General features: G+C 42.9%; 26 protein-coding genes. 24 read left to right on the forward strand and 2 right to left on the reverse strand.

The genetic code is table 11. The features are described 5' to 3' along the window. From lpxK to C8322_RS05910, 21 genes are all read left to right on the forward strand, one after another. Positions 1 to 1,005, forward strand: a complete 1,005-nt coding sequence (gene lpxK, locus C8322_RS05810; RefSeq protein WP_004815569.1) for a tetraacyldisaccharide 4'-kinase — start codon at positions 1 to 3, stop codon at positions 1,003 to 1,005. 12 nt (positions 1,006 to 1,017) lie between these two features. After that, on the forward strand, positions 1,018 to 1,779 hold the full coding sequence (gene kdsB, locus C8322_RS05815; RefSeq protein ID WP_004815572.1) for a 3-deoxy-manno-octulosonate cytidylyltransferase: 762 nt from the start codon (positions 1,018 to 1,020) through the stop codon (positions 1,777 to 1,779). Positions 1,780 to 1,793: 14 nt separating this feature from the next. Continuing rightward, positions 1,794 to 2,777, forward strand: coding sequence for a hypothetical protein (locus C8322_RS05820; protein WP_004815574.1), 984 nt, complete (start codon positions 1,794 to 1,796; stop codon positions 2,775 to 2,777). A gap of 17 nt (positions 2,778 to 2,794) precedes the next feature. After that, positions 2,795 to 3,136, forward strand: coding sequence for a PilZ domain-containing protein (locus C8322_RS05825; RefSeq protein WP_004815576.1), 342 nt, complete (start codon positions 2,795 to 2,797; stop codon positions 3,134 to 3,136). 27 nt (positions 3,137 to 3,163) lie between these two features. After that, complete coding sequence (locus C8322_RS05830; RefSeq protein WP_004815579.1) at positions 3,164 to 3,937, forward strand: TatD family hydrolase; 774 nt, start codon at positions 3,164 to 3,166, stop codon at positions 3,935 to 3,937. A gap of 40 nt (positions 3,938 to 3,977) precedes the next feature. After that, positions 3,978 to 4,592, forward strand: coding sequence for a TetR/AcrR family transcriptional regulator (locus tag C8322_RS05835; RefSeq protein ID WP_004815581.1), 615 nt, complete (start codon positions 3,978 to 3,980; stop codon positions 4,590 to 4,592). 9 nt (positions 4,593 to 4,601) lie between these two features. Beyond that, complete coding sequence (locus C8322_RS05840; protein WP_004815582.1) at positions 4,602 to 5,159, forward strand: type II secretion system protein; 558 nt, start codon at positions 4,602 to 4,604, stop codon at positions 5,157 to 5,159. Positions 5,160 to 5,328: 169 nt separating this feature from the next. Next, the gene (gspI, locus tag C8322_RS14375) at positions 5,329 to 5,877 is read left to right on the forward strand and encodes a type II secretion system minor pseudopilin GspI (RefSeq protein WP_228127337.1); all 549 of its coding nucleotides are present in this window, start codon (positions 5,329 to 5,331) and stop codon (positions 5,875 to 5,877) included. Further along, on the forward strand, positions 5,874 to 6,509 hold the full coding sequence (locus C8322_RS05850) for a type II secretion system protein GspJ (RefSeq protein WP_004815587.1): 636 nt from the start codon (positions 5,874 to 5,876) through the stop codon (positions 6,507 to 6,509). The genes gspI and C8322_RS05850 overlap by 4 nt, the downstream gene beginning before the upstream one ends. A gap of 9 nt (positions 6,510 to 6,518) precedes the next feature. After that, positions 6,519 to 7,466 (forward strand): type II secretion system minor pseudopilin GspK, encoded by a 948-nt coding sequence (gene gspK, locus C8322_RS05855; protein ID WP_004815588.1) that lies wholly within the window; start codon positions 6,519 to 6,521, stop codon positions 7,464 to 7,466. Between the two features lie 147 nt (positions 7,467 to 7,613). Next, on the forward strand, positions 7,614 to 8,210 hold the full coding sequence (locus C8322_RS05860; protein ID WP_004815591.1) for a 6-pyruvoyl trahydropterin synthase family protein: 597 nt from the start codon (positions 7,614 to 7,616) through the stop codon (positions 8,208 to 8,210). Between the two features lie 45 nt (positions 8,211 to 8,255). Next, positions 8,256 to 8,972: a uracil-DNA glycosylase gene (ung, locus tag C8322_RS05865; RefSeq protein WP_004815592.1), complete on the forward strand. Its 717-nt coding sequence runs from the start codon at positions 8,256 to 8,258 to the stop codon at positions 8,970 to 8,972. After that, positions 8,969 to 10,093: an enoyl-CoA hydratase/isomerase family protein gene (locus tag C8322_RS05870; RefSeq protein WP_111810449.1), complete on the forward strand. Its 1,125-nt coding sequence runs from the start codon at positions 8,969 to 8,971 to the stop codon at positions 10,091 to 10,093. The genes ung and C8322_RS05870 overlap by 4 nt, the downstream gene beginning before the upstream one ends. 3 nt (positions 10,094 to 10,096) lie before the next feature. Continuing rightward, positions 10,097 to 10,618, forward strand: coding sequence for a tRNA adenosine(34) deaminase TadA (gene tadA / locus C8322_RS05875; protein ID WP_004815596.1), 522 nt, complete (start codon positions 10,097 to 10,099; stop codon positions 10,616 to 10,618). Between the two features lie 51 nt (positions 10,619 to 10,669). After that, on the forward strand, positions 10,670 to 11,101 hold the full coding sequence (locus C8322_RS05880; RefSeq protein WP_004815598.1) for an SRPBCC family protein: 432 nt from the start codon (positions 10,670 to 10,672) through the stop codon (positions 11,099 to 11,101). 17 nt (positions 11,102 to 11,118) lie between these two features. Next, positions 11,119 to 11,802 (forward strand): (d)CMP kinase, encoded by a 684-nt coding sequence (cmk, locus tag C8322_RS05885; RefSeq protein ID WP_004815601.1) that lies wholly within the window; start codon positions 11,119 to 11,121, stop codon positions 11,800 to 11,802. A gap of 115 nt (positions 11,803 to 11,917) precedes the next feature. Next, positions 11,918 to 13,594 (forward strand): 30S ribosomal protein S1, encoded by a 1,677-nt coding sequence (rpsA, locus tag C8322_RS05890; RefSeq protein ID WP_004815604.1) that lies wholly within the window; start codon positions 11,918 to 11,920, stop codon positions 13,592 to 13,594. Between the two features lie 163 nt (positions 13,595 to 13,757). Next, complete coding sequence (locus tag C8322_RS05895) at positions 13,758 to 14,063, forward strand: integration host factor subunit beta (protein ID WP_004815605.1); 306 nt, start codon at positions 13,758 to 13,760, stop codon at positions 14,061 to 14,063. A 15-nt stretch (positions 14,064 to 14,078) separates the two neighbouring features. Then, the gene (locus tag C8322_RS05900; RefSeq protein WP_004815608.1) at positions 14,079 to 14,444 is read left to right on the forward strand and encodes a lipopolysaccharide assembly protein LapA domain-containing protein; all 366 of its coding nucleotides are present in this window, start codon (positions 14,079 to 14,081) and stop codon (positions 14,442 to 14,444) included. 250 nt (positions 14,445 to 14,694) lie between these two features. After that, a complete protein-coding gene (pyrF, locus tag C8322_RS05905) occupies positions 14,695 to 15,375 on the forward strand; it encodes an orotidine-5'-phosphate decarboxylase (RefSeq protein ID WP_004815609.1) in 681 nt (226 codons plus the stop codon). An 87-nt stretch (positions 15,376 to 15,462) separates the two neighbouring features. Next, positions 15,463 to 15,660 carry a hypothetical protein gene (locus C8322_RS05910; protein ID WP_004815611.1) on the forward strand — a complete coding sequence of 66 codons (198 nt, stop codon included), beginning with the start codon at positions 15,463 to 15,465 and terminating at the stop codon, positions 15,658 to 15,660. Between the two features lie 155 nt (positions 15,661 to 15,815). Here the strand turns inward: C8322_RS05910 and C8322_RS05915 are convergent, their stop codons facing one another. Both C8322_RS05915 and C8322_RS05920 read right to left on the reverse strand, forming a co-directional pair. Further along, positions 15,816 to 16,724, reverse strand: coding sequence for a lysine exporter LysO family protein (locus C8322_RS05915; RefSeq protein ID WP_004815612.1), 909 nt, complete (start codon positions 16,722 to 16,724; stop codon positions 15,816 to 15,818). Between the two features lie 60 nt (positions 16,725 to 16,784). After that, positions 16,785 to 18,269, reverse strand: coding sequence for a flavin-containing monooxygenase (locus C8322_RS05920; protein WP_004815615.1), 1,485 nt, complete (start codon positions 18,267 to 18,269; stop codon positions 16,785 to 16,787). A gap of 154 nt (positions 18,270 to 18,423) precedes the next feature. Here C8322_RS05920 and C8322_RS05925 point away from each other — a divergent pair, with 154 nt between their 5' ends. The 3 genes from C8322_RS05925 to C8322_RS05935 all read left to right on the forward strand — a co-directional run bounded on the left by C8322_RS05925 (position 18,424) and on the right by C8322_RS05935 (position 23,194). Continuing rightward, positions 18,424 to 19,431, forward strand: a complete 1,008-nt coding sequence (locus C8322_RS05925) for a helix-turn-helix domain-containing protein (protein WP_034424973.1) — start codon at positions 18,424 to 18,426, stop codon at positions 19,429 to 19,431. A gap of 85 nt (positions 19,432 to 19,516) precedes the next feature. Then, positions 19,517 to 20,668, forward strand: a complete 1,152-nt coding sequence (gene zapE, locus C8322_RS05930; RefSeq protein ID WP_004815619.1) for a cell division protein ZapE — start codon at positions 19,517 to 19,519, stop codon at positions 20,666 to 20,668. A gap of 360 nt (positions 20,669 to 21,028) precedes the next feature. Next, positions 21,029 to 23,194 (forward strand): malate synthase G, encoded by a 2,166-nt coding sequence (locus tag C8322_RS05935; protein ID WP_004815622.1) that lies wholly within the window; start codon positions 21,029 to 21,031, stop codon positions 23,192 to 23,194. The last annotated feature ends 178 nt before the right edge of the window (positions 23,195 to 23,372 follow it).

Raw genomic sequence — 23,372 nt, forward strand, 5'->3', positions numbered from 1 at the left:
ATGTCACTGGCACAGGTCATTCAGGATGCCTGGAATACACAGGCTAAATGGCTGATTGTATTTCGGCCATTGTCCTGGCTGTACCAGATCGGATTTAGCTTAAATAAAGCTTTATATGATAAAGGTTTTAAAGCAAGTTATACCGCACCTGTACCTGTGATGGTGATTGGTAATATTACTGTGGGTGGGAGTGGGAAAACTCCATTACTGATCCATTTGGTTGAATATCTAGAAAAACAAAATGTCCGGGTTGGCGTGATCAGCCGGGGTTATGGAGGTAAAGGTCCATTTCCTTGCTATGTCGATACGCAGGCGACCGCAGAAAGTGTGGGGGATGAACCCGCACTGATTGTCCAGTCGACGGGTGTACCGATGGCTGTTGGTCCTAATCGTCAGCAGAGTATAGAGCTGCTATTGTCCAAACATAATCTGGATTTGATTATTTGTGATGATGGTTTACAGCACTGGGCTTTGAATCGTCAGATTGAGTGGATCGTACTGGATAATAATCGTGGTCTGGGCAATCAGAAACTTCTGCCTGAAGGTTATTTACGTGAGCCGGTTGAACGTCTAGAAACTGGTACTGTAATTGAGCATACGGCTTATCCGCAATCTGACTTGCATATGCATTTGGCTCCCTCACAGCCGTATTTACTCAATCGGGCAGGGTCGCAGGCTTTTGATCCGAACTTACCTTTTTATGCCGTCGTCGGGATTGGTTTTCCACAGCGTTTCTATCAGACCTTGGAAAGCTTGGGTATTCAGCAATTCCAGTGCCATGAATTTCCGGATCATCATGACTATGAAATTAAAGATCTGCAGTTTGAAGATAATTATCCGATCATTACCACTGAGAAAGATGCAGTAAAGATTATGACTTTACTCAAACAGAATCCGGCATTTAATCGTGATATCTGGGTGGTGCCTGTTGAGGCAATATTATCGCCAGCCTGTTATGCGATCTTGCAGCAACAACTTGGTGAATACGGTATTTCTATTTCTTAAGGTTTATTCATTATGAAACACATTGTCATTCCTGCACGCTTTGCCAGCTCACGTCTGCCGGGTAAACCTTTATTAGAGATTCATGGTCGTCCAATGATTCTGCGTGTGGTCGATCAGGCGCGTAAAGTAAAAGGTTTTGATGATCTATGTGTAGCGACAGATGATGAACATATTGCAGCCGTATGTCGTGCTGAAGGTGTGGATGTTGTCATTACTTCACCTGATCATCCATCGGGAACCGACCGCCTAAGTGAAGTAGCAAAAATTAAAGGTTGGGCAAGTGATGATATTATCGTTAATGTCCAAGGTGATGAGCCGTTATTACCTGCGCAACTGGTTCAGCAGGTGGCTCAGCTACTGGTCGATCAGCCAGAATCGTCTATGTCGACACTTTGTGAGTCGATTCATCAGCTTGAAGAATTTCAGCGTGACAGTATCGTGAAAGTGGTGATGTCAAAGCACAATCAGGCGCTGTATTTTAGCCGTGCAACGATTCCTTATGACCGTGATGAAGCAAAACAAGCTGAGCAGAAACTGCATGATCAGGCTTATCGCCATTTGGGGCTGTATGCTTATCGGGTGAAGTTGCTTCAGGAATATGTAACCTGGGAAATGGGTGTTCTGGAAAAACTAGAATCTTTAGAACAGTTGCGTGTGCTGGAAAATGGTCACCGTATTGCCATCTCTGTTGCTGAAGTGAGTTTGCCCCCTGGTGTAGATACCCAGCAGGATCTGGATCGTCTGAACCAGCTTGATCCATCTGTATTCGCCTAATTTGAGAATTTAGCATGCCGCTTGATGCCACCGCACAAATTTATCCTTGGCAACAACAAGTCTGGGATACGCTTACTGGGCGTTTTCCCCAGCTTGGGCATGGACTACTGTTTTATGGCAAAAAGGGTTGTGGTAAGGAAGCTTTTACCCAGCAATTTCTAGCATGGGTATTATGTCAAAATCGTCATATGCGCAATTTGCCATGTGGTGAATGTGGCAGTTGTCAGTGGCTTAAAGCAGATACTCATCCCAATTATGTTTATATCAGTACCGATGAAGAAAACAAAAAACAGAATGCCAAAATCAAGATTGAAAAGATCCGGGATTTATTGCCATTTGTGCAGCAAACTGTTGATGGTTGGCGTGTTATTGTCATAGAGCCTGCTGAAGCACTGAATATTGCCTCTTCCAATGCTTTGCTGAAAACCCTGGAAGAGCCGGGTGAAAATATTGTCATTATTCTGCTGGCTGATCATTACTTAAAATTACCCGCGACAATTCGTAGCCGTTTACAGCATTTTGCTTTGGATCGCATTACATCAGATCAGGCCACAAATTATTTAAACGAATATTTACCAGATGCAGGATCTTCCCAACAACAATTATTAATGAATCTGGCCAATCAGATGCCGTTACAGGCGATTGAAGTGGCTCAGAGTGCCTGGATGCCAATGCGTCAGGATTTTTTGCAAGACTGGAAAAAATTAGTCATAGAAAAAAATATGCCGATCGCAATCGCGACGAGATGGAATAAAAGCCTGAATTTTAGTGATTTCGGGCAGATGTTTGAATACTTGTTGTCGGATTTGATTTGTGTCAAGCTAAATCAAGCCGTTAAAAACATCGATTTGGAATTTGATGTATTGGCTGAACAATATTCATTAGAACAGCTTTTTGATATTTATGGGGAATTTCAGCAGTCCAAGCAGTATCTGGAACAGAATGTACAAAGCAATCTGGTTCTGGATCAGCTCTGTATTCGACTGATGAATCTTTAACGAACAAGGAGAAGAATATGCAATCACGTATGGGGGGGATTATTCAGGCCAATATTCCTGATATTGAAACTCTATTTGCCAGTTATATGCCATTTGTTGCAGGCGGTGGTCTTTTTATTCCTTCCAATCAGACAGTAAAGCTCGGGGATGAAGTTTTCGTCCTGACTACTTTACCTGAACAATCACAAAAAATTCCTTTAACCGGTAAAGTCATCTGGGTATCACAAAAACAAAATGGCATTAAACCACAAGGTTTTGGCATCCAGTTAAGCGGTGATAAAGGCATTTTCTTTAAAAATGAGGCCGAACGACTGACTACGGGGCTTAAATCTGCAGGGCGTAGAAGCTACACTATGTAGATTCTCCCTGCTGAAAAGGACTGCACCGTGTTTGTAGATACGCATTGTCATTTAACTTTACTCGACCTAACGCCTTACAGCGGTGATCTGGATCTGGCATTGGCACAGGCACGTGAAGCAGGTGTTTCCAGGTTTATGAGTATTTCGGTAGATCTTGATGATCATATCGAACTGGCCAAGATTGCGGCACGACATGCTGATGTAGGCTACACCGTGGGTGTGCATCCTTGTGAAGATGCTGCAACCATGGCGCGCGCAACTACGGATTATCTGGTTGAGCTGGCACAGCCAGAAAAAGTTTGGGCTTTAGGTGAAACAGGTCTGGATTATTTCCATAGCACTGATTTTATCCAAGAACAGAAAGAATGTTTCGCGCGTCATATTCATGCTTCCCAAGTCGTGAAAAAACCGGTGGTGGTCCACACCCGTTCAGCCAAACATGACACAGTAGATATCATTCGCGCTGAAAAATCTACACATGGCATCTTGCACTGTTTTACCGAAGACTGGGAAACAGCCAAAGCAGTTCTTGACTGTGGTTATTATGTCTCTTTCTCAGGCATTGTTTCTTTCAAAAATGCGCAGGATTTACGTGATGTGGCGAAACAGGTTCCACTGGATCGCGTGTTGATAGAGACAGATAGTCCTTATCTGGCACCCGTGCCTTATCGGGGTAAATCAAATGAACCGAAATACGTTCCATTTGTAGCCAAAGCCTTATGTGATGTATATGATAAGAGCTTGGAAGAAATGGCTGCAATCACAATGCAGAATTTTGAAAATCTTCTAAGTTTTAAGTAATACGAATTAAATAAGAGCAGAAGAGAGTTATAGGGTGAAGATGGATCGTCAGGCTCAGTTTCGAGCAAGAGAAACCTTGATTTTTCAAGTGGCAGAACAGCTGCTACTTGAAAATGGTGAAGCCGGTATGACGCTAGATGCGTTGGCTGCAGAACTGGATTTGGCTAAAGGCACACTCTATAAACATTTCCAAAGTAAGGATGAGCTGTACATGCTGCTCATCATCCGTAATGAACGTATGCTGCTGGAAATGATCCAGGATGCGGAAAAGGCTTTTCCAGAACATTTGGCTTTCTTCATGTTGCATCATCTGCATCATCCGGAGCGTACGGTACTGTTTCATCAGATTGAGGAACGCTTATCGACGACTGGGGTGGGCATTCAGCAATTATTTACTGAGCTTTACCAGATCCGGAAACAGCGTTTACGTCTGATTATTCGCATGACAGAAAGCTATCTGGAATCAATTAAAAGCAGTATGCCAGTACGTGATTATCTGGCTTCGATCTGGTCACTGACTCATGGTGCAGCTGCAATCCTGAACTCCAGTTTCTATCAGCGTTACCTTGGTTCTCGTGATACTTTACGTGTGGCCTATATCGACCAGGCTCTGGCTTTACCCAAGAAAATTAATTCGGTTGAGCCGTTTGCTTAAAGGCATTCCATGAAAATCCAGTCTCTATCATCAAATCGTGGTTTTACACTCATTGAGTTGATGGTGGTGATTGTCATTATGGGAATTCTGGCATCTCTGGTGATGCTGAATATAGGTGGGGTAGATCAGCGTAAAGCGATGCAGGCACGTGAAGTGTTTATGCTGGATTTACAACGCATTTTACGTGAAGCGAATGATCAGGCTCGGGTGCTCGCCTTGCAGACCCAGCCGGCAACGGATGTCAGCCCATTTCAGTACACTGTTGTGGAATATCAAAAAAATCCCACCAATACCGATTTTAGCTTAAGTAGCACATCACAGAAATGGATTCACTATACTGAATTTAAGACCCAAGCTTTGCCAGATAAAGTATCTTTGCAGATTCAACCCTTGGATCAGCGTTATGAAAATGCACAAAACCGGGATTTGACCATGCAGGATGCGCCAAAATTGATTTGGCTCGGCAATGGGGAAGTGAAGCCGGTACGGATTCAGTTTTATCTTGATAATAATGAAGTCGGTTCTGCGATTGAAATCGACCACCTGGGTAAAAGCAATGAAATTTAAATATTTCAAGCAGAGTACTGAGGCTGATGCAATCAAGCCATTTAAGGCGAGTGCTGATCGATTTCATTATGTGTACCTCGAGCATAGCTCTTTATCTTACACAGCGGTGAAGCAGCATTACACTCATCGCAGCTCCTCAAGCACAGCTTTTGAACTTTCTTGCGCGACAATGCCGCTCAGGTCGAGTATTACTCGATTTAATCGTATGCACTCCGAACAGAGTTTGTCATCTTGTGCTCGGAGGAAACGTTGTTTTATTTATCGCTGCTCCTCAAGCATAGCTTTCGGACTTTCTTGCGCGACAATGCCGCTCAGGTCGAGTGTTACTCGACTTAATCGTGCCTCAGGTTTTACTTTGCTGGAAGTCATGGTCGCACTGGCAATCTTTGCTACCGCAGCCATGGCACTGACTAAAGTAGCAATGCAATATACCCAGTCGACTTCCCATGCCATCTTACGCACCAAAGCTCAATTTGTTGCTTTAAATGAAGCAGCACAAATGGAAATCAATCAGGAATGGCTAACAGGAACTTCATCCCGGCAAATTACCCAGCAGGGTGAGTCCTGGCAGATTGATAAGAAATCTGAACCAACCATTAGCCCAAATGTACAGCGTGTTGATATACAGGTCGGTATTGTCAATGCCGATACCGGACAATTGGAATCTGGTGTCAGCAGTCTGGTGTTTTTTAATCATCGGGTGAATCAGACACAATGAAAAAAAATGGATTTACCCTGGTCGAGCTTCTGGTTGCGATTGCGATCTTTGCCGTATTGTCTGCATTAGGATGGCAGGTCTTTGATCATATCCGGGTCACGCGCGATCAAAATACCCTTCATGAACAAAAGCTAAATCAATTACAGCAGGGCTATCAGCAGATTCTGCGTGATATGGTGCAAACAGTACCCTTAACCGCAAATGTAAATGGTGATATTCAGCCAGCTTTAGTATTGCAAGATGGTCGTTTTAATTTTAGTAAGACTGGTGTTACGGATCCGCTGGAACAAGGCATCGCGCCGGATGAGCGGGTGGAATATCAATATCGGGCGGATGAGCAAAAAGTCTATCGGCTTAAATTCAGGAACCTGAACCAGACCGGACGCGATCAACCTGAATCGAGCATATTGCTGAGTGATGTAGAGCAGTTTCAAATTACTGCACTGAATCCAAATGAAATCACACAATGGCCGGAAAGTGGACTGGATTTAAATCGTACTGAAAACAAGCAGCTTTTACCGAAAGGCATCAAGATCAATCTGATTGTACAGGGTGTGCAATATGAATGGTTGTTCAGTCTGCTGAACACAGATTATCTGTCAAATAATACCAATAATATAGGCAGCTCATAGGATCGAAGTATGAAGCAGCAACAGGGTATCGCATTAATAACCATTCTGGTGATGGTTGCACTGGCAACCATCCTGGCGGCAACGATTGCTAAACGTCAGGCTGCGACTGCGGAAAGTACAGCTTATCTGATGCGCCAGAATCAGTCCTTGATGTATGCCAAAAGTGCTGAAGCCTTCTTTTCCGAATTGCTTGTAGATGATGCTGAAAATGCCGCTGATATTGATCATCTGAACGAAACCTGGGCACAACAGATGCCTCCTTTTCCTGTGGATGATGGCTATATTGCTGGCAGGCTAGAGGATGAGTCGGGCAAGTTTAATCTGAACAGTCTGGTGGCTGAAGATGGAACCGTAAATGAACCGGCGAAAAAATGGTTTGAACTGATTTTGAAACGGGTTGGATTACCGGAACAATTAAGTGAAGCAGTGATTGACTGGCAGGATCAAGATGAACTGCCAATTGGTGCTATGGGAGCAGAATCCATTCATTATCAAGGTTTGCCAAATGCTGCATTGCCACCCAATGCCAATTTTCATAGTATAGAACAACTCAAGCTGGTACGAGGTTTTGAAGAGAACCGCTATAAACTGCTGCTACCATACGTAACGGCAGCCCCGCTAAAGGATACGCAAGTGAATATCAATACGGCACCAGCGGCTTTGCTGGCAAGTCTGGATGACAAGCTGGATGTGAATGCTGTGCAACAAGCTTTGGATCTTAAATTTGGTAAACAGGAGCACTTTGCTAATGTATCTGAACTTTGGCAAGTTGCTCCTTTTGATCAGATAGCTGCTGAAAATCGTAACCAGTTTGCCACACTATTGGGCGTAAAGTCCCAGTTCTTTAAAGCACGGATTGAAGTGATGCTGAATGAGCGTAAGCGTCAGTTTAGCAGTGATCTGATACGGCAAGATAAGCAGGTCTATGTCTCGTATCGCAGTATGGCGCCATTTTAAATTATCTTCATACTTCAACCAGAGTGCGTAGAAGCTGTATATGATCCGTTTTGTCTATTAACGTGAACTGCAAAATTAATCCTCCTTCTTCTAGTTTTGCTTTATAATTGTAGTGAATTCACCTATTTTTTGACGACATTACGGCACATGTTAATTCGTAAGTTATTTAAGTTTGAAAATGCTCATATCGTGCGAAATTGCACATCGGATCGCTGTAAGCGTTCGATCCATGGTCATAGTTATAAAGTAGAATTATTACTGAAAGCCTCTAAGCTCGATCATGGTCAGATGGTATATGACTTTGGCTTGCTAAAAGGTGTCATCAAGGACTTTTTTGATTCATTCGATCATGCTATCTGCTTTTGGCAGGACGATAATCCCGAATACATTCAGGCCTGCAAGAATTTTAGTGCACGTTGGGTGTCATTGCCAGTATCGCCGTCTGCTGAACAGTTCTCGCGTATTTTCTTCTTTTTAGCGCAGCAAGTGCTGGCTTCAACCATTACCCAGAATGGTGAAGGAGATGTCGAGGTGTATTCCGTGATTGTGCATGAAACCGATACCGGTTACGCACAAAGCTTTTTGGAAGATATCGAAAATGAGCAAATGGGGCTACTTAACCTGGATCAGATTGAATTTTCTGAACAGGTACAAGCTGAATGGACCGATCCTGATATGTTCAGCAAGTTGAAACAGGGGGTTCCATTCCACAACCCAACCGTAGACTTACAGGTAAAAGTTTAAGCTGTTTCAGTTTTAAACTGCATGACATCAATTTAGGATGAAAAAATGTCTTTATTAACTGAACAGCAAATTGCAAAACTGAATAAAGTCCAGCTGGATGAAAGCTGGAAATATAGCCTGAGTGATTTTTTACTCGGTGCAAAAATGGATGCACTTAAAAATTTTCTGATTGAAGAAAAGAAAGCAGACAAAGTTATTTATCCACCGAATCATCTGATTTTTAATGCGCTAAATACGACACCGTTGGATCAGGTGAAAGTGGTGATTTTAGGACAGGATCCTTATCATGGCCCGAATCAAGCACATGGCTTGAGTTTCTCGGTGCAAAAAGGGGTTGCATTACCTCCATCTTTGCGTAATATTTTTCATGAGTTGCACTCGGATCTGGGCGTGCCTATTCCTAAACATGGCAACTTGACCCATTGGGCAGAGCAAGGTGTATTGCTCCTGAATGCAGTATTAACCGTAAAAGCGGGCCAGCCGACTTCACATCAAAAACGTGGCTGGGAAGAATTTACTGATCACGTGATTGATGTCATTAATGAACAACGTGAAAATGTAGTCTTTATTCTTTGGGGTGCTTACGCGCAGCGTAAAGGACAACGCATTGACCAGAATAAACACCTTGTACTTAAAGCCGCACACCCGTCGCCGTTGTCGGCAAACCGTGGCGGATTCTTTGGTTGTAAAGTATTTTCCAAAGCAAACAATTATCTTAAACAACATGGCATTGAGCCTATAGATTGGCAGCTGGACGCATGACATATTCTCCTGTATCAAAACAATATCACTCGGATTTGATTGTCGAAGAAGCCCAAAATGGATGGCGCATCGTTCGATTAAATCGTCCGAAATCACTACATGCACTGGATGAAACCATTGCATCGGCCTTGCTTGAGGTTTTTGAAGATTTTCATCACGATGACAATGTAAAAGCAATCTGGTTCGATTCGACCACCCCTAAAGCATTCTGTGCAGGTGGAGATGTACGTAAATTGCGTCAGTTAGTCATCAATGACGAAGTTGCAACTGCGAACAAATTCTTTGAGCAGGAATATGCTTTAGATCTGTTGCTACATAACTATGCCAAACCAGTGCTGGTATGGGGCGAAGGTTATGTGATGGGTGGTGGTCTAGGTTTATTTATGGCGGCACCGTTCCGTCTGGTAACGCCATATTCCCGTCTGGCAATGCCTGAAATCAATATCGGTCTGTATCCAGACGTTGGTGCAACGCGTTTCCTGGCAGATCGTGGTGCAATTGGTTTATTTACCGGTTTAACAGGTTCAATCATGACCGCGGCTGGCGCGTATGGTATTGGCTGGGCTACCCATATCTGCGATATGCAGCGTGATGCTGTTCTGCACAAAATGGTCAATGTTGACTGGGAGCATTATCCGGCGGGAGATTTCCGCGCTATTGATGATACGTTAAACAGTATGCATCGTCCTGTAGGGCCTGGACCATTGCAAAATTCACTTGATGTCATTCATAGTGTCTGCCGTGGCGTTAACTTTGAACATGATTATGAAGCTATTGTTGGTTTAAAGGTTGCGCGCAGCGACTGGTTGCGTCAAGCAAGTGAAAATCTTCAAAAAGGTTCTCCAGCGACTGCTGCCTTAACTTGGTTATTATGGCAATGGGGTAAACAGGTACATTCCTGGAATGAAGTTTTTGAGCTGGAAATCCAGATTTCCGACTGGAAAATCCGTCATCCGGACTTTGTCGAAGGTGTGCGTGCACGTCTGGTCGATAAAGATCTATCTCCGGAATGGGAGAAAGGTACTGACCTGAGTCTGAAAGGTATCTTTGGCAATAATCCGCCAGTTACTCAAATTGACAGCTGGAATGCGCTATTAAGACAGTATGGTGTCATCAGCTGATTCATGACTGAATATATTAAAACCGATGCAGAATGGATGCAGTTTGCCTACGAGCAGGCTGCATTAGCGGCAGCGCAGGGAGAAATTCCTGTGGGTGCAATTATTGTCAGTAATAACCAGATTATTGGTCAAGGCTTCAACTCTCCAATTTCATTGAATGACCCTACCGCACATGCAGAGATTGTGGCCATCCGTGAAGCCTGTCAGGCCATTCAAAACTACCGCCTGCCTGATGATGCAGTTCTCTACGTGACTTTGGAGCCTTGCACCATGTGTGTAGGAGCACTGGTACATTCACGGATTTCCCGCGTGGTTTTTGGTACTACAGAGCCGAAAGCAGGCTCACTGATCAGTGCACGTAAGCTCTTTGAGACTGGCTACTACAATCATGTTTTTGAGTTTGAATCGGGATGCTTGCAAGCTCAGTGTGCCGGGCAGCTCAGCGATTTCTTTAGAATGCGCCGGGAACAGAAAAGACAATTAAAGTTACAAGAAAGGCAAATGAATGCTCAGAATCAGGCCTGAATTCTGTTTAATATTAGCCCTTAAAAATAACAACCTCAACCAGGACTTATGATGAACGCCATACAAGTAAAAAAAGAATTTCCTGCACCTTTAGCGCAGGTGTTTGACCTGTTGTCTAAGCATGCAACTTATAATGTAGCCTTTGCACCGATTCAGGTGGAACGTATCAAGGATTCTGCGGATCCTGAACGTCCTGATGGTCTGGGGTCAATTCGTAGCCTGGGTATTGGGCCGATCAAGCCGTTAAAGGAACAGATCACACTGCTTGAGCCGAATTCGAGGATTGAATATAAAATTATTAAAAATCCGCTGGTGAAACATCACTTGGGTATTATCGAGTTTGAAGCAGTTTCAGATGATAAAACGCTGGTGACCTATACCATTGAATTGCAGGCTCGTGCACCCTTTGTCAGCAAATTAATCCTTGCACAGCTAAAAGCAGGGATTAAACTAGGCTTCGCGAAACTCGCAAAATCTGTTTAAACAACAATGGAAAAGCAATGACAGTTCAAATTATTACCATTGATGGACCAAGTGGTTCGGGCAAGGGGACACTCGCTGCGAAAATTGCAGCACATTATGGTTTCCATCTGTTAGATTCAGGTGCGTTATATCGCTTGCTTGGATTGTCATTGCAGCAGCAGGATTTGCTGGAATCATTAGATAGTGAACTGGAAAAATGCGTACACATTGCTACAAATTTAGACATCCAGTTTACAAGTACTGCAACCGGAATACAGGTATGGTTAGAAGGTGAGGATGTGACCCACACCATCCGTACTGAACGTGTTGGTGAGTTTGCTTCAAAAGTTGCCGCAATTCCTGAACTTAGAGCTGCATTAGTGGGCCGCCAGCATGCTTTTGCACAAGCACCAGGTCTGGTGGCAGATGGTCGTGACATGGCAACCAGCATCTTTCCGAATGCCCAAGCCAAGATATATTTGACCGCATCGGCTGAATCACGTGCGAACAGACGAGTAAAGCAGTTGCAGGGCATGGGGCTGGATGCTAAAATAAGCGACATTTTAGCTAATATACAGGCTCGAGATAAAAGAGATATGGAACGCACGGTCGCTCCACTCAAGCCGGCAGCAGATGCTTATATCATCGACAGCTCAGAACTGGGTATCGATGAAGTATTTAATCTGATGACCGCTTATATCGACAGCCAGTTAGCTCATTAACCGAATTATCAAATTCAGCAGACGCATAGCTCGATCAGTTTTATATGGGACTATGTAGACGCTTAACTAAACCGGCCTTGTCTGATCCAAGACCGCTGACTTTATCGGAAATATCATGACCGAATCTTTTGCAGCCCTCTTTGAAGAAAGCGAATTAAACCTCAACGTTGAAAAGGGTGCAGTCATCCAAGGCGTTGTAGTAAGCATCGACTCTGACTGGGTAACTGTTGACACTGGCCTTAAATCTGAAGGCGTTGTTGACCGTGCTGAGTTCTTAAATGAACAACGCGAACTTGAAGTTCAAGTTGGCGACACTGTAGACGTAGTTGTTGAAGCACTTGACAACGGTATGGGTCAAACTGTTCTTTCTCGCGAAAAAGCTAAACGCGCTGAGACTTGGACTAAACTTGAAAAAATCTTTGAAGACGGCGAAATCGTTACTGGTGTTATCTCTGGTAAAGTTAAAGGCGGTTTCACTGTTGACATCGGTCCAGTACGTGCGTTCCTTCCTGGTTCTTTAGTTGATACTCGTCCTATTCGTGATACGACTCACTTAGAAGGCAAAGAGCTAGAATTCAAAGTAATCAAGCTTGACGCTAAACGTAACAACGTTGTTGTTTCACGTCGTGCTGTTATGGAAGCTGAATCTTCAGCTGACCGTGAAGCGCTTCTTGCTCAACTTGAAGAAGGTCAAACAGTTACTGGTACGATTAAGAACCTTACTGACTACGGCGCGTTCGTTGACCTTGGCGGTATCGACGGTCTTCTTCACATCACTGACATGGCTTGGAAACGTATCAAGCACCCATCAGAAGTTGTGGAAGTTGGTCAAGAAGTTACTGTTAAAGTACTTAAATTCGACCGCGAACGTAACCGCGTATCTTTAGGTCTTAAACAATTAGGCGAAGATCCATGGTTAGCGATCATGAGCCGTTACCCTAAAGGTTCTATCGTTAAAGCCCGCGTAACTAACCTAACTGACTACGGCTGTTTCGCAGAAATCGCTGAAGGCGTTGAAGGTCTAGTACACGTGTCTGAAATGGACCACACTAACAAAAACATCCACCCATCTAAAGTAGTTCAGATCGGTGACGAAGTTGACGTTATGGTTCTTGAAGTAGACGAAGAGCGTCGTCGTATTTCTCTTGGTATCAAACAAACTCGTGCTAACCCATGGGAAGAGTTTGCTAAGAACCACGACAAAGGCGAGAAAGTATCTGGTACGATCAAGTCTATCACTGACTTCGGTATCTTCATCGGTTTACCAGGCGGTATCGATGGTCTAGTTCACTTGTCTGACATCTCTTGGAACGAACAAGGCGAAGAAGCGATTCGTCGTTACAAGAAAGGTGACACAGTTGAAGCGGTTATCTTGTCTGTAGATGCTGAAGGCAACCGTATCAGCCTTGGTATCAAACAATTGAACAGCGATCCATTCAACGATTTCTTAGCTGCTAACGAACGCGGTGCGCTTGTTAAAGGTACTGTAACTGCTGTTGACGCTAAAGGTGCTACAGTTAAGTTAGCTGACGAAGTTGAAGCGACTCTTAAAGCATCTGAAATCAACCGCGACCGCGTTGAAGATGCAACTAAGTTCCTTGAAGTTGGTCAAGAAGTTGAAGCTAAGATCATCAATGTAGATCGTAAATCTCGCTCTATCAACTTGTCTATCAAAGCGAAAGACGAAGCTGAAGAGAAAGAAGCTGTTGCTAACTTGAAAACAGCTGCTGCTGGTCAAGAAAATGGTCCTAAGACTATTGGTGACCTGATCAAGGCGCAAATGAGCAACTAAGTAAGCACAGGAAATGTATTGTTAATGTAAATTAACTAATATTTTCTGAACGATTACTGTAAACGGTAGCGTAGTATTTAATTATTGCGCTACCGTTTTGTATTTAAACAGGTTATTATCGCCATAGAGAGTCCAAGTAGCTTGATAATTAAAGAGGTCGCAGATGACTACTGAAGCACTTAATAAGTCTGATTTAATAGAGCGTATTTCCCTAAAGAACCCGCATTTAGCTGAGCCTTTAGTTGAAGAAGCTGTGAAGATCATGATCGATCAAATGATCGAAGCATTATCGACAGACAACCGTATTGAGATTCGTGGGTTTGGCAGCTTCGCATTGCATCATCGCGAGCCACGTATTGGCCGAAACCCGAAAACCGGTAAGTCTGTTGAAGTCGCAGCAAAAGCGGTTCCACACTTCAAACCAGGTAAGGCACTACGTGATGCTGTAAACGAATCAGCAAACAAATAATTCAAGGGGTGTGTTATGCGTTACGTACTCGTCGTTTTATTACTCGTTGTATTTGGGTATTCACTGGCACTGGTATTGCAAAATGGAACTGAACTATCTGTAGACCTGTTATTTACTCAGGTTCCTGCAATGCGTTTAGGCCTGTTATTGTTGTTGACACTGTCATTGGGTGTCATTCTTGGCCTACTGCTGGGTGTACAGGTATTTAAAGTTTTCCAAAACAGCTGGGAAATTAAGCGACTGCGTAAAGACATAGACCATCTTCGTAAAGAGCAGCTGAATACAGCGAAACTGATGGCAGCAGAAGCAGCTGCTCATTCACGCCATGAAAAGACAGTTGTTGATATCCATCCTCAGGATCGACCTTCGACACCTTTATAAGGATGTGATGTCATAACTTTGACTATTTAAACTTCTCCTGATTATATTTAAAGCACTCTGAGTCTTGCTCAGGGTGCTTTTTTATGCTTTAAGTTTTATAAACCCATTAAAAATAAAATTAATTAAAAAAAATGTTTTACAAATAAGGGATTTAAATTGAATTAAGAAACAGTTTTCATAATTTATATATTTGTTCATACAGCTGAAATCCGTATAATGCCTTAATTTTGTCAATTTAAAGGGTCTTGTTATGAGTATTATCGTTGCCTTGGATGCAAAAAGCCAATATGACGCATTGACGATTGCCGAGCAATTAGACCCTGAGCTTTGCCGTGTAAAAATTGGTAAAGAGTTATTTACCCATGAAGGCCCATCAGTCGTCAAAGCACTGCAAGATAAAGGTTTTGAAGTTTTCCTTGATTTGAAATTTCACGATATTCCAAATACTACTGCGCAGGCAGTATGTGCAGCCGCAGACTTGGGTGTATGGATGGTGAATGTACATGCTTCTGGCGGTCGTAAAATGATGGAAACCTGTGTCGAGCGTCTTAAAGCTGGGAATTATAGTACCCAACTGATCGCGGTAACGGTATTAACTTCAATGGGCCGTGAAGATTTAAAAGATATCGGTCTGGATATTGAACCCTTTGAGCATGTGAAACGTCTTGCTGCTTTGACCAAAGACAGTGGTCTAGATGGTGTGGTGTGTTCTGCGCAAGAAGCAAAAATGCTGCGCGAAACACTTGGTGCAGACTTTGCATTGGTAACGCCGGGGATCCGTCCGGAAGGCTCAAATGCTGATGATCAAAAACGTATCGTAACGCCAAAGCAGGCAATGCTAGATGGTTCGACGCATTTGGTGATTGGTCGTCCAATTACCAAATCTGAAAATATGCGTCAGACTTTAAAAGATATTCTGGCAACCTTGTAATTCTATCAATCCGATAAAAAGCCTTTCAAATGAAAGGCTTTTTTTATACATTGAAAAAACAATATAAAAATAAAAAAGGAATTTACAATGAAAACGCGAGAACAAAAATTACTGGAACAAAATCATGAATTGGAAAAAATAGCAGATCAGCTTGAACAGCAACGACTCCAGAAACAGTATAACTCTGCGAGTTCATGGAACTGGATGTCGCGTCTTGATGGTGTTGATATTGTAGAGCTGGCTTCAGAGATGGTTGATACAGTAGGAGAGCTATCAGGAGATTAACTTAAGTATTTGAACATGATTCTTCAATATTTTCCCTCACCCTTGTATACTCAAAATATATTTTGAAGCTCTTCATTTTCAAAGGGGGCTTTATTCTATTATTTTAAAAGCTTCGCTTCTCTCCCTTTGGGAGAGATTTAGAGAGAGCCAATGAATTAGATGGCTGCTAAAACACTGACCATCACCGGTGCCAATACCGACAAAATAAAACCGCTTAACATGGCATGCGGAATAAAATCATTACCACAGGCCTGTTTTACCATCGGTAAGGTGACATCCATTGATGTTGCACCTGCAGCTGCAATAGCGGCACGTGGATAACGCCAGCCAAGACAATACATCAGTAAAATTGCAAAAATCTCCCGAAACAGATCATTCATCAGTGCAATACTGCCCAATTCAGCATTCCTGAGTTCAGTCACCACAATACCGCTCATCGAGTAGAAGCCATAACCTTGCGATAGCATAATCAGGTCTTGAAGTCTGATATCAGATTGCCATATGCCATAGAGCAGTACACTCAGTAGTGAACCGAGAATACAACCGAGTGGTACCAGCAGAATTTTCCAGTTTAGCCATGAGCGGTCGAGTGGGGAATAGGCAAGATCGACTCCAATCAGGAACATAAACACAAGCAGTAAATGCCAGGTACTGATTTGTGCCTGAATATTTAAGCTACCTAAACCCGCATGCAGCAAATAACCTATGCCGAGCGCAATAAAAGCATAACTGATATTGATGAGTGATTTAATTACCAGTTGTGTAGAAACCCATCCTGAGGAAGGTTGATAACCTGCCCACTTAAACAGCAGATAACAACAGGTAAAGGCACCGAGTGAAGTGATCGCTGCAATACTGAGAGAAGTACTCAGAATTTGATAAGGGTGCTCTAGTTCATCGAGAAGTTGTGAAAACTCAAAAGCAATCGAGATCAGTAGCACATAACTAAAATAGGGTAGAACGGCAAAAGATACTTTAACAACAGTTTGAGGCAACTTTCTGGCATACAGAAAGCCGATCGCCAGACAAAAAAGTAATTGGAAGATAAGCCAAAAGGATTGCATAATCAGGAAAAATAAAAATTTTCCATATTATGCCATCCCTTTAACGAATATGTTGTTGCTTTAACTGGCTTTACTCAGTAAATGGTAATCTGATGGATTAGCCCACTTGGTTTTCAGCCAGTATTTCCAGGTGTAGGTGGGCCATAAGGCAAAATTTTTGCCGCCATCCTGTTGATACCAGCTCACGCAGCCTGATTGCCAGACAGTATTCTCCATCATGTGTTGTACCTGTGCGTTAAACTGATCATGTACTTCATCTTTGACCAAGATTGCCTCGGTATGCGATCGTTCAACCATCTGGATTAACTGCAGGATATATTCTACTTGTGACTCGATCATAAACAGGACCGAGTTATGCGCCAGCACAGTATTTGGACCAAGCAGCTGGAACAAATTTGGAAAACTCTTGAAACAGATACCATAATAGCTTTCCGCACCATCTTTCCAGACCTCATTGAGCTTGATGCCATTTAGACCAGTGCATTCAAAGTTTTTCAGATAAATACGCGGATCAGTAATAAAACCTGTGCCATAAATCAGGCAGTCAATCGGCCATTTTTTACCATCTGCAGTAATAATGCTGTCTTCTGTCAGTTCCCGAATTGTGTCAGTGACCAGTTCGACATTAGGCCGATTAAAAGTGGGAAAATATTTATTGGAAACCAGAATCCGTTTACAACCCATGATGTAATCTGGGATTAACTTTTGGGCAACTTCCTTATCTTTGACCTGATAGCGGATATAAGCTTCAGCCAGTTTCTGTGTATATTTCATCACGGTTGGTTTTACGATAGGGACGACACGGGATTCATTCGACCAGTACAGACGGATACGATGTAATTTACGAAACCAGTCAAAGCGTGCAAAAAGCTTCTTTTCCAAATCATGATACAGCCGCTCATCACGTGGAATCACCCAGGCTGCAGTGCGCTGCATCACATAGAGCTGTTTGCATTGTGTAGCGATTTCTGGAATGTACTGAATGGCACTACCCCCGGTTCCAATCGAAGCGACATTTTTACCAGTGAGGTCATAGTTGTGATCCCATTGAGAGGAGTGGAAGACTTTACCTTTAAATTTTTCGATTCCGCTAATCTTCGGAATTTGCGGGACATGCAAAGGACCGGATGCAAAAATGACATATTGTGCTTCCAGCTGTTCATCTTCATTTAAAGTTAATGCCCAGCGACAACGCTTTTCATCATAATGTGCAGCTTTAACTTCGGTATTTAGACGGGTAAATGCAGGAACATTGAATTCTTTGACCAGTTGTTGAATATAGGCAAAGATTTCCGGCGCTTCTGCATATCTTTTTGACCAGTCAGCTTTCGGTGCATAAGATAGAGAATACATGTGAGATTGCACATCACAGGCTGCACCCGGATACTGATTTTCACGCCAAGTACCGCCAAAATCATTGGACTTTTCAAGAATTATAAAGTCTGTAATTCCTTGTTGTTGCAAACGAATGGCCATTGCAATTCCGCCAAAACCTGCACCAATAATAGCAATTTTGGTTGTGTTATTTTTCTTTGTAGTATTCATGCTGTGCAATCCGTGCATATCCAGATTTATTAGAATATTGTAAAGTTCTAAGATCAAACATGATTAATAAGACGACAAAATTGATCAAAACGGCAATAGAGAATTTGTAAAATTTATAGTAAAACAGGAACAATCCTATTAAATTCAAATCGCAATGAAGAGATCGATACTCAGTTTGATGTACTTGATTCAGGGGATGCGCAAGGCAGGCATTGCATTGGAGCATAAGCTGGACAATATCGGGCTGCGTATAGATGACCTTGATCCTACGTCTATCATTCATCCCAGTCTGGAATATGATGTACTCAAAGTTGTAGGTGAGGGGGTTGCACCAGAAAAAGGGATCTTGATCGGACAGCATTATGCACTGGCGGGATATGGCCCGCTGCTCATGTTACTGGTGACTAGCCCTACCGTGAGAGATGCACTAGTTCATGGTATCCGTTTTCAGCAGTTAACCCATCTGACTGGGGAAATGAGTTTCAAGCAGGCTGGGCATCGCATTGCACTTTGCTATCGTCCGAGTAATTTGCAGGATCAATTAGGTCAGCTGGTCGCGCAGGCTGAAATCTCTGGGACTTACAAGTTTATTCAGGACCTATACAAGATGATGGGACTTTCGGTGCCTGAAGTAAGGATTGAATTGCCATTTCCAAAGCCGGAAGAGTTAAAACAGTTACAGCTCTACCATGATTATTATGGGCATCAGGTACAGTTCAATGCCGATCAGGCCGCTTTCTGGTTTGATGAAGCGGTGTTAAATGTCAAGATTCCTTCAGCAGATGAGATGACCTTCAAGCTGTATGAAAAGAAGTGTATTGCTGAACTGGAACGATTGCGTGAAGATGAAAAGACACCTTCATTAATCCAACGAGTGCAGGACTATTTGGAGCTGCAAAGTGGAGGAATGCCGACCATGGCAGAAACTGCGCAAGCCTTGAATATTCCGGAACGGACCTTACGGCATCAGCTACAGCAGCTGAATACCAGTTATAAGCAGATCCGTGAAGATATCATTAAGGATAAAGCCTTAAGAATGATTGAATATAAACAATATTCAATTGAAATGATTGCAGAATTGCTAGGATATTCTGAACCGGCGGCGTTTAATCACGCATTTAAACGCTGGTTTGGTCAGAGTCCGCGCCAATATGTAAAATAGCCTAAGTTTGCTAATGCCAAAGTGTTATGGCTTGAAGTTAAATCTTCGCTATAATTTTTTATGAATCTCAATAGTAATGAACCTTATGTCCGACTTAAATTCACATCAGCACAACGCCTTTAGCCCCTTATCTCCTGCAGAACGTTATGCACAGGCACTGTCTTCGGGGCAGTTCATGCCGGATGATGCACAAGCGATTGCAGTACATGAGCTAGACCGTGTCTGGGTGGAGTTAATTCAACGCTTTAAGGCTTCCAAGAAAGCATTCCGCCGTTTCCGCCGTCAAACCTCACCGAAAGGTGTGTATATGTGGGGTGGTGTAGGTCGTGGTAAAACCTGGCTGATGGATCAGTTCTACGATTCCATTCCATTTCGCCGTAAAATCCGCATGCATTTTCACCACTTTATGCAGCATGTGCATCGTGAGCTGAACAAATTATCTGGTCAACGTAATCCGCTAGATTTGGTGGCAGACCAGATTTATAAAGATGCCGTGGTCATCTGTTTTGATGAATTTTTCGTATCGAATGTAACCGATGCCATGATCCTTAGTGATCTGTTTCAGAAACTGTTTGAGCGCGGCATTACCTTGGTCGCGACCTCGAATATTGCCCCAGATGGCCTATATAAAAATGGCATCCACCGTGACCGTTTTATTCCGACCATTGAGCTGGTAAAAAAGAATTGTGTAATTCTAAATGTCGATGCAGGTGTGGATTATCGTTTGCGTGTACTCAAACAGGCACAGTTATTCAAGTTCCCGTTAACGCATGATAATAAAAACTGGATGGCACAGCGTTTTAGCGCACTAACCCAGACCCAGCAGCATTCTGATGAACCGATCATCATCAATAACCGTATTGTCGAAACTGTGGCACATACCGAAGATGTATTATGGTGTGAATTTGCAGAACTGTGCCTGAAACCGCGTAGTCCGGCTGACTTTATTGAAATCGCCAATATCTATAATACTGTGCTGGTCAGCAATGTGCCGCACCTGACCGACTTCTTGAATGATGGTACACGCCGTTTCATTTACCTGGTAGATGAATTCTATGACCGTGGTGTGAAATTACTACTCACTTCTGAAGACAATATCGTTGACATTTACCAAGGTGAAAAACTGGCTTTCGAGATTGAACGGACCCGTTCACGTCTGCTGGAAATGCAATCAGATGAATACTTGCATTCGGAGCATCGCCAGATTGAGAAAATTGCCTCCAGCAATGCTGAATAAAGTTTCAAAAAGCGTCGGCTAACCGGCGCTTTTTTTTATGCAAAATTACTGGGCAGTTTATCGACAATAAGCACATTTCATGGCTTAATCGGACTTCAAGAATGACAATGTATATGGAAATGCGTGATTTTTGCGCGAAAATCTGAACTTAAGTCTAATTTCTACATTTCGAAAACTTTATACACTGTCATTAGGGTATTTAGTGAATTGATAACGAAACATTCCGATCAATATTAGCGGACATGAGGGTGACGCTAAATAAAATGATCATTATTTAGGAATGTGATAGTACTATTCAGCTAAATTTTAATCGTTATACTAGAATCTCTTGTATAAAAAGTAGCAATATCAGGAAAGACAATGACTGCACGTATTCAAAAAGGCAAGTTAGCGATTGCTAAAGAACTTTACGATTTTATCGAAAATGAAGCACTACCAGGTTCTGGTTTGGACAGCGAAACATACTGGAAAAACTTTGAACAAGTCGTTGTTGATCTTAGCCCTAAAAACAAAGCACTTTTGGCTAAGCGTGATGACATTCAGGCGAAAATCGATGAATGGCACCGCAATAACACATTTGAATTACAAGCTTACAAAGCTTTCTTGACTGAAATTGGCTACTTGCTACCAGAAGTAGAAGATTTTCAAATTACGACTGAAAACGTAGATGAAGAAATTGCACTATTGGCAGGCCCACAGTTAGTGGTACCTGTACGTAATGCACGTTACTGCTTAAATGCGGCAAACGCACGTTGGGGTTCTTTATACGATGCACTTTACGGTTTTGACGTAATCTCTGAAGAAGATGGCGCAGAAAAGGGTAAAGGCTATAATCCAAAACGTGGCGAAAAAGTTATCGCATTTGCGAAAAACTTCTTAGACGAAACTTTCCCATTGGCAAATGGTTCACATGCTGATGCAACCAAATATGCGGTTGAAGGAAATGCGCTTGTTGTAACGCTAAAAGATGGCTCTACAACAACTGTTGCAGATGCATCTAAATTCGTCGGTTATAACGGCGAAGCTGCTGCACCAACAGAAGTTGTACTTAAAAACAATGGTCTACATGCAATCATCCAAATTGATGCAGCAAGCGCAATTGGTCAAACTGATGCAGCTGGCGTAAAAGACGTAGTTCTTGAAGCTGCTGTAACGACAATCCAAGACTTGGAAGACTCAGTTGCAGCCGTTGATGCAGAAGAAAAAGTAGAAGGCTACCGTAACTGGTTAGGCTTGATGCGCGGTACGCTTGAAGAGTCAATTGAAAAGAACGGTAAGACAGTTACCCGTAAACTGAATGCTGACCGTACCTTCAAAAATCTTGAAGGTGGTGAGACTAAAGTTCACGGCCGTTCATTGATGTTACTTCGTAACGTAGGTCACTTGATGACTAACCCGGCGATCTTGGTAGATGGCGAAGAAATCTATGAAGGCATCATGGATGCATTGGTTACTCCGCTTCTTACGATTGCTGACATTCGTGGTGAAAACACGATCAAGAACTCACGTAAAGGTTCGATGTACATCGTGAAGCCAAAAATGCATGGTCCAGAAGAAGTGGCATTTGCAGTAGAACTGTTCGAGCGTGCTGAACAAGCGCTTGGCTTACCTGCAAAAACCCTGAAAATCGGGATTATGGATGAAGAACGCCGCACTTCTGTTAACCTGAAAAACTGTATTGCTCAGGCCAAAGACCGCACGATCTTCATTAATACCGGTTTCATGGACCGTACTGGTGACGAAATCCATACCTTCATGGAAGCAGGTCCATTCGTTCGTAAGGGTGAAATCAAAGGTCAAAAATGGTTCCCGGCTTATGAAAACCGTAACGTAATGATCGGTTTGCAAACAGGTTTGCGTGGTAAAGCACAGATTGGTAAAGGTATGTGGCCGAAACCGGATATGCTATTAGACATGTACAAAACCAAAACTGAGCATCCAGAAGCAGGCGCAAGCTGTGCATGGGTACCGTCTCCAACAGGCGCAGTGATTCACGCGATTCACTACCATCAAATTAATGTGGCAAACCGTCAGCAAGAATTACTTGCAACTGAAGCATTGCCTCTTGATGACTTGTTAACACCACCATTGGCAGCTAACACCAACTGGACAGAAGAAGAGAAACTGAAAGAACTGGAAAATAACTGTCAGGGTATCCTGGGTTATGTGGTTCGTTGGGTTGATCTGGGTGTGGGTTGTTCAAAAGTGCCTGATATCAACGATGTAGGTTTGATGGAAGACCGTGCAACTTTACGTATCTCTTCTCAACACGTTGCAAACTGGTTGCGTCACGGTATCGTAACTCGTGAACAGGTTGAAGAAGTGATGCAGCGTATGGCAAAAATTGTGGATGAGCAAAATGCCAATGATCCATTCTACACGCCAATGGCGGCTGACTTTGATAACAATATTGCATTCCAGGCTGCTTCTGACCTGATTTTCAAGGGTGGTGAGCAACCTGCAGGTTATACAGAGCCTTTACTTCATGCAGCGCGTTTAAAATTGAAAGGTTATACAGGTGACTAATCCTGTCTGATCTAAAAAAGCCTCTTCGGAGGCTTTTTTGTTGGCTGTCTAAAATGAATCAGTTATTAAAAATAGAGAACATATAAATTTGTCGATAAAAGCGTAACAATTCGTCGCTCAGCTCTGATCTATAAAATTGTTCTGATAAAGTAGAGAAAAATTCACAAGTTGTAGGGAT

Source organism: Acinetobacter sp. SM1B (assembly GCF_003289665.1).
Lineage (GTDB): Bacteria > Pseudomonadota > Gammaproteobacteria > Pseudomonadales > Moraxellaceae > Acinetobacter > Acinetobacter schindleri.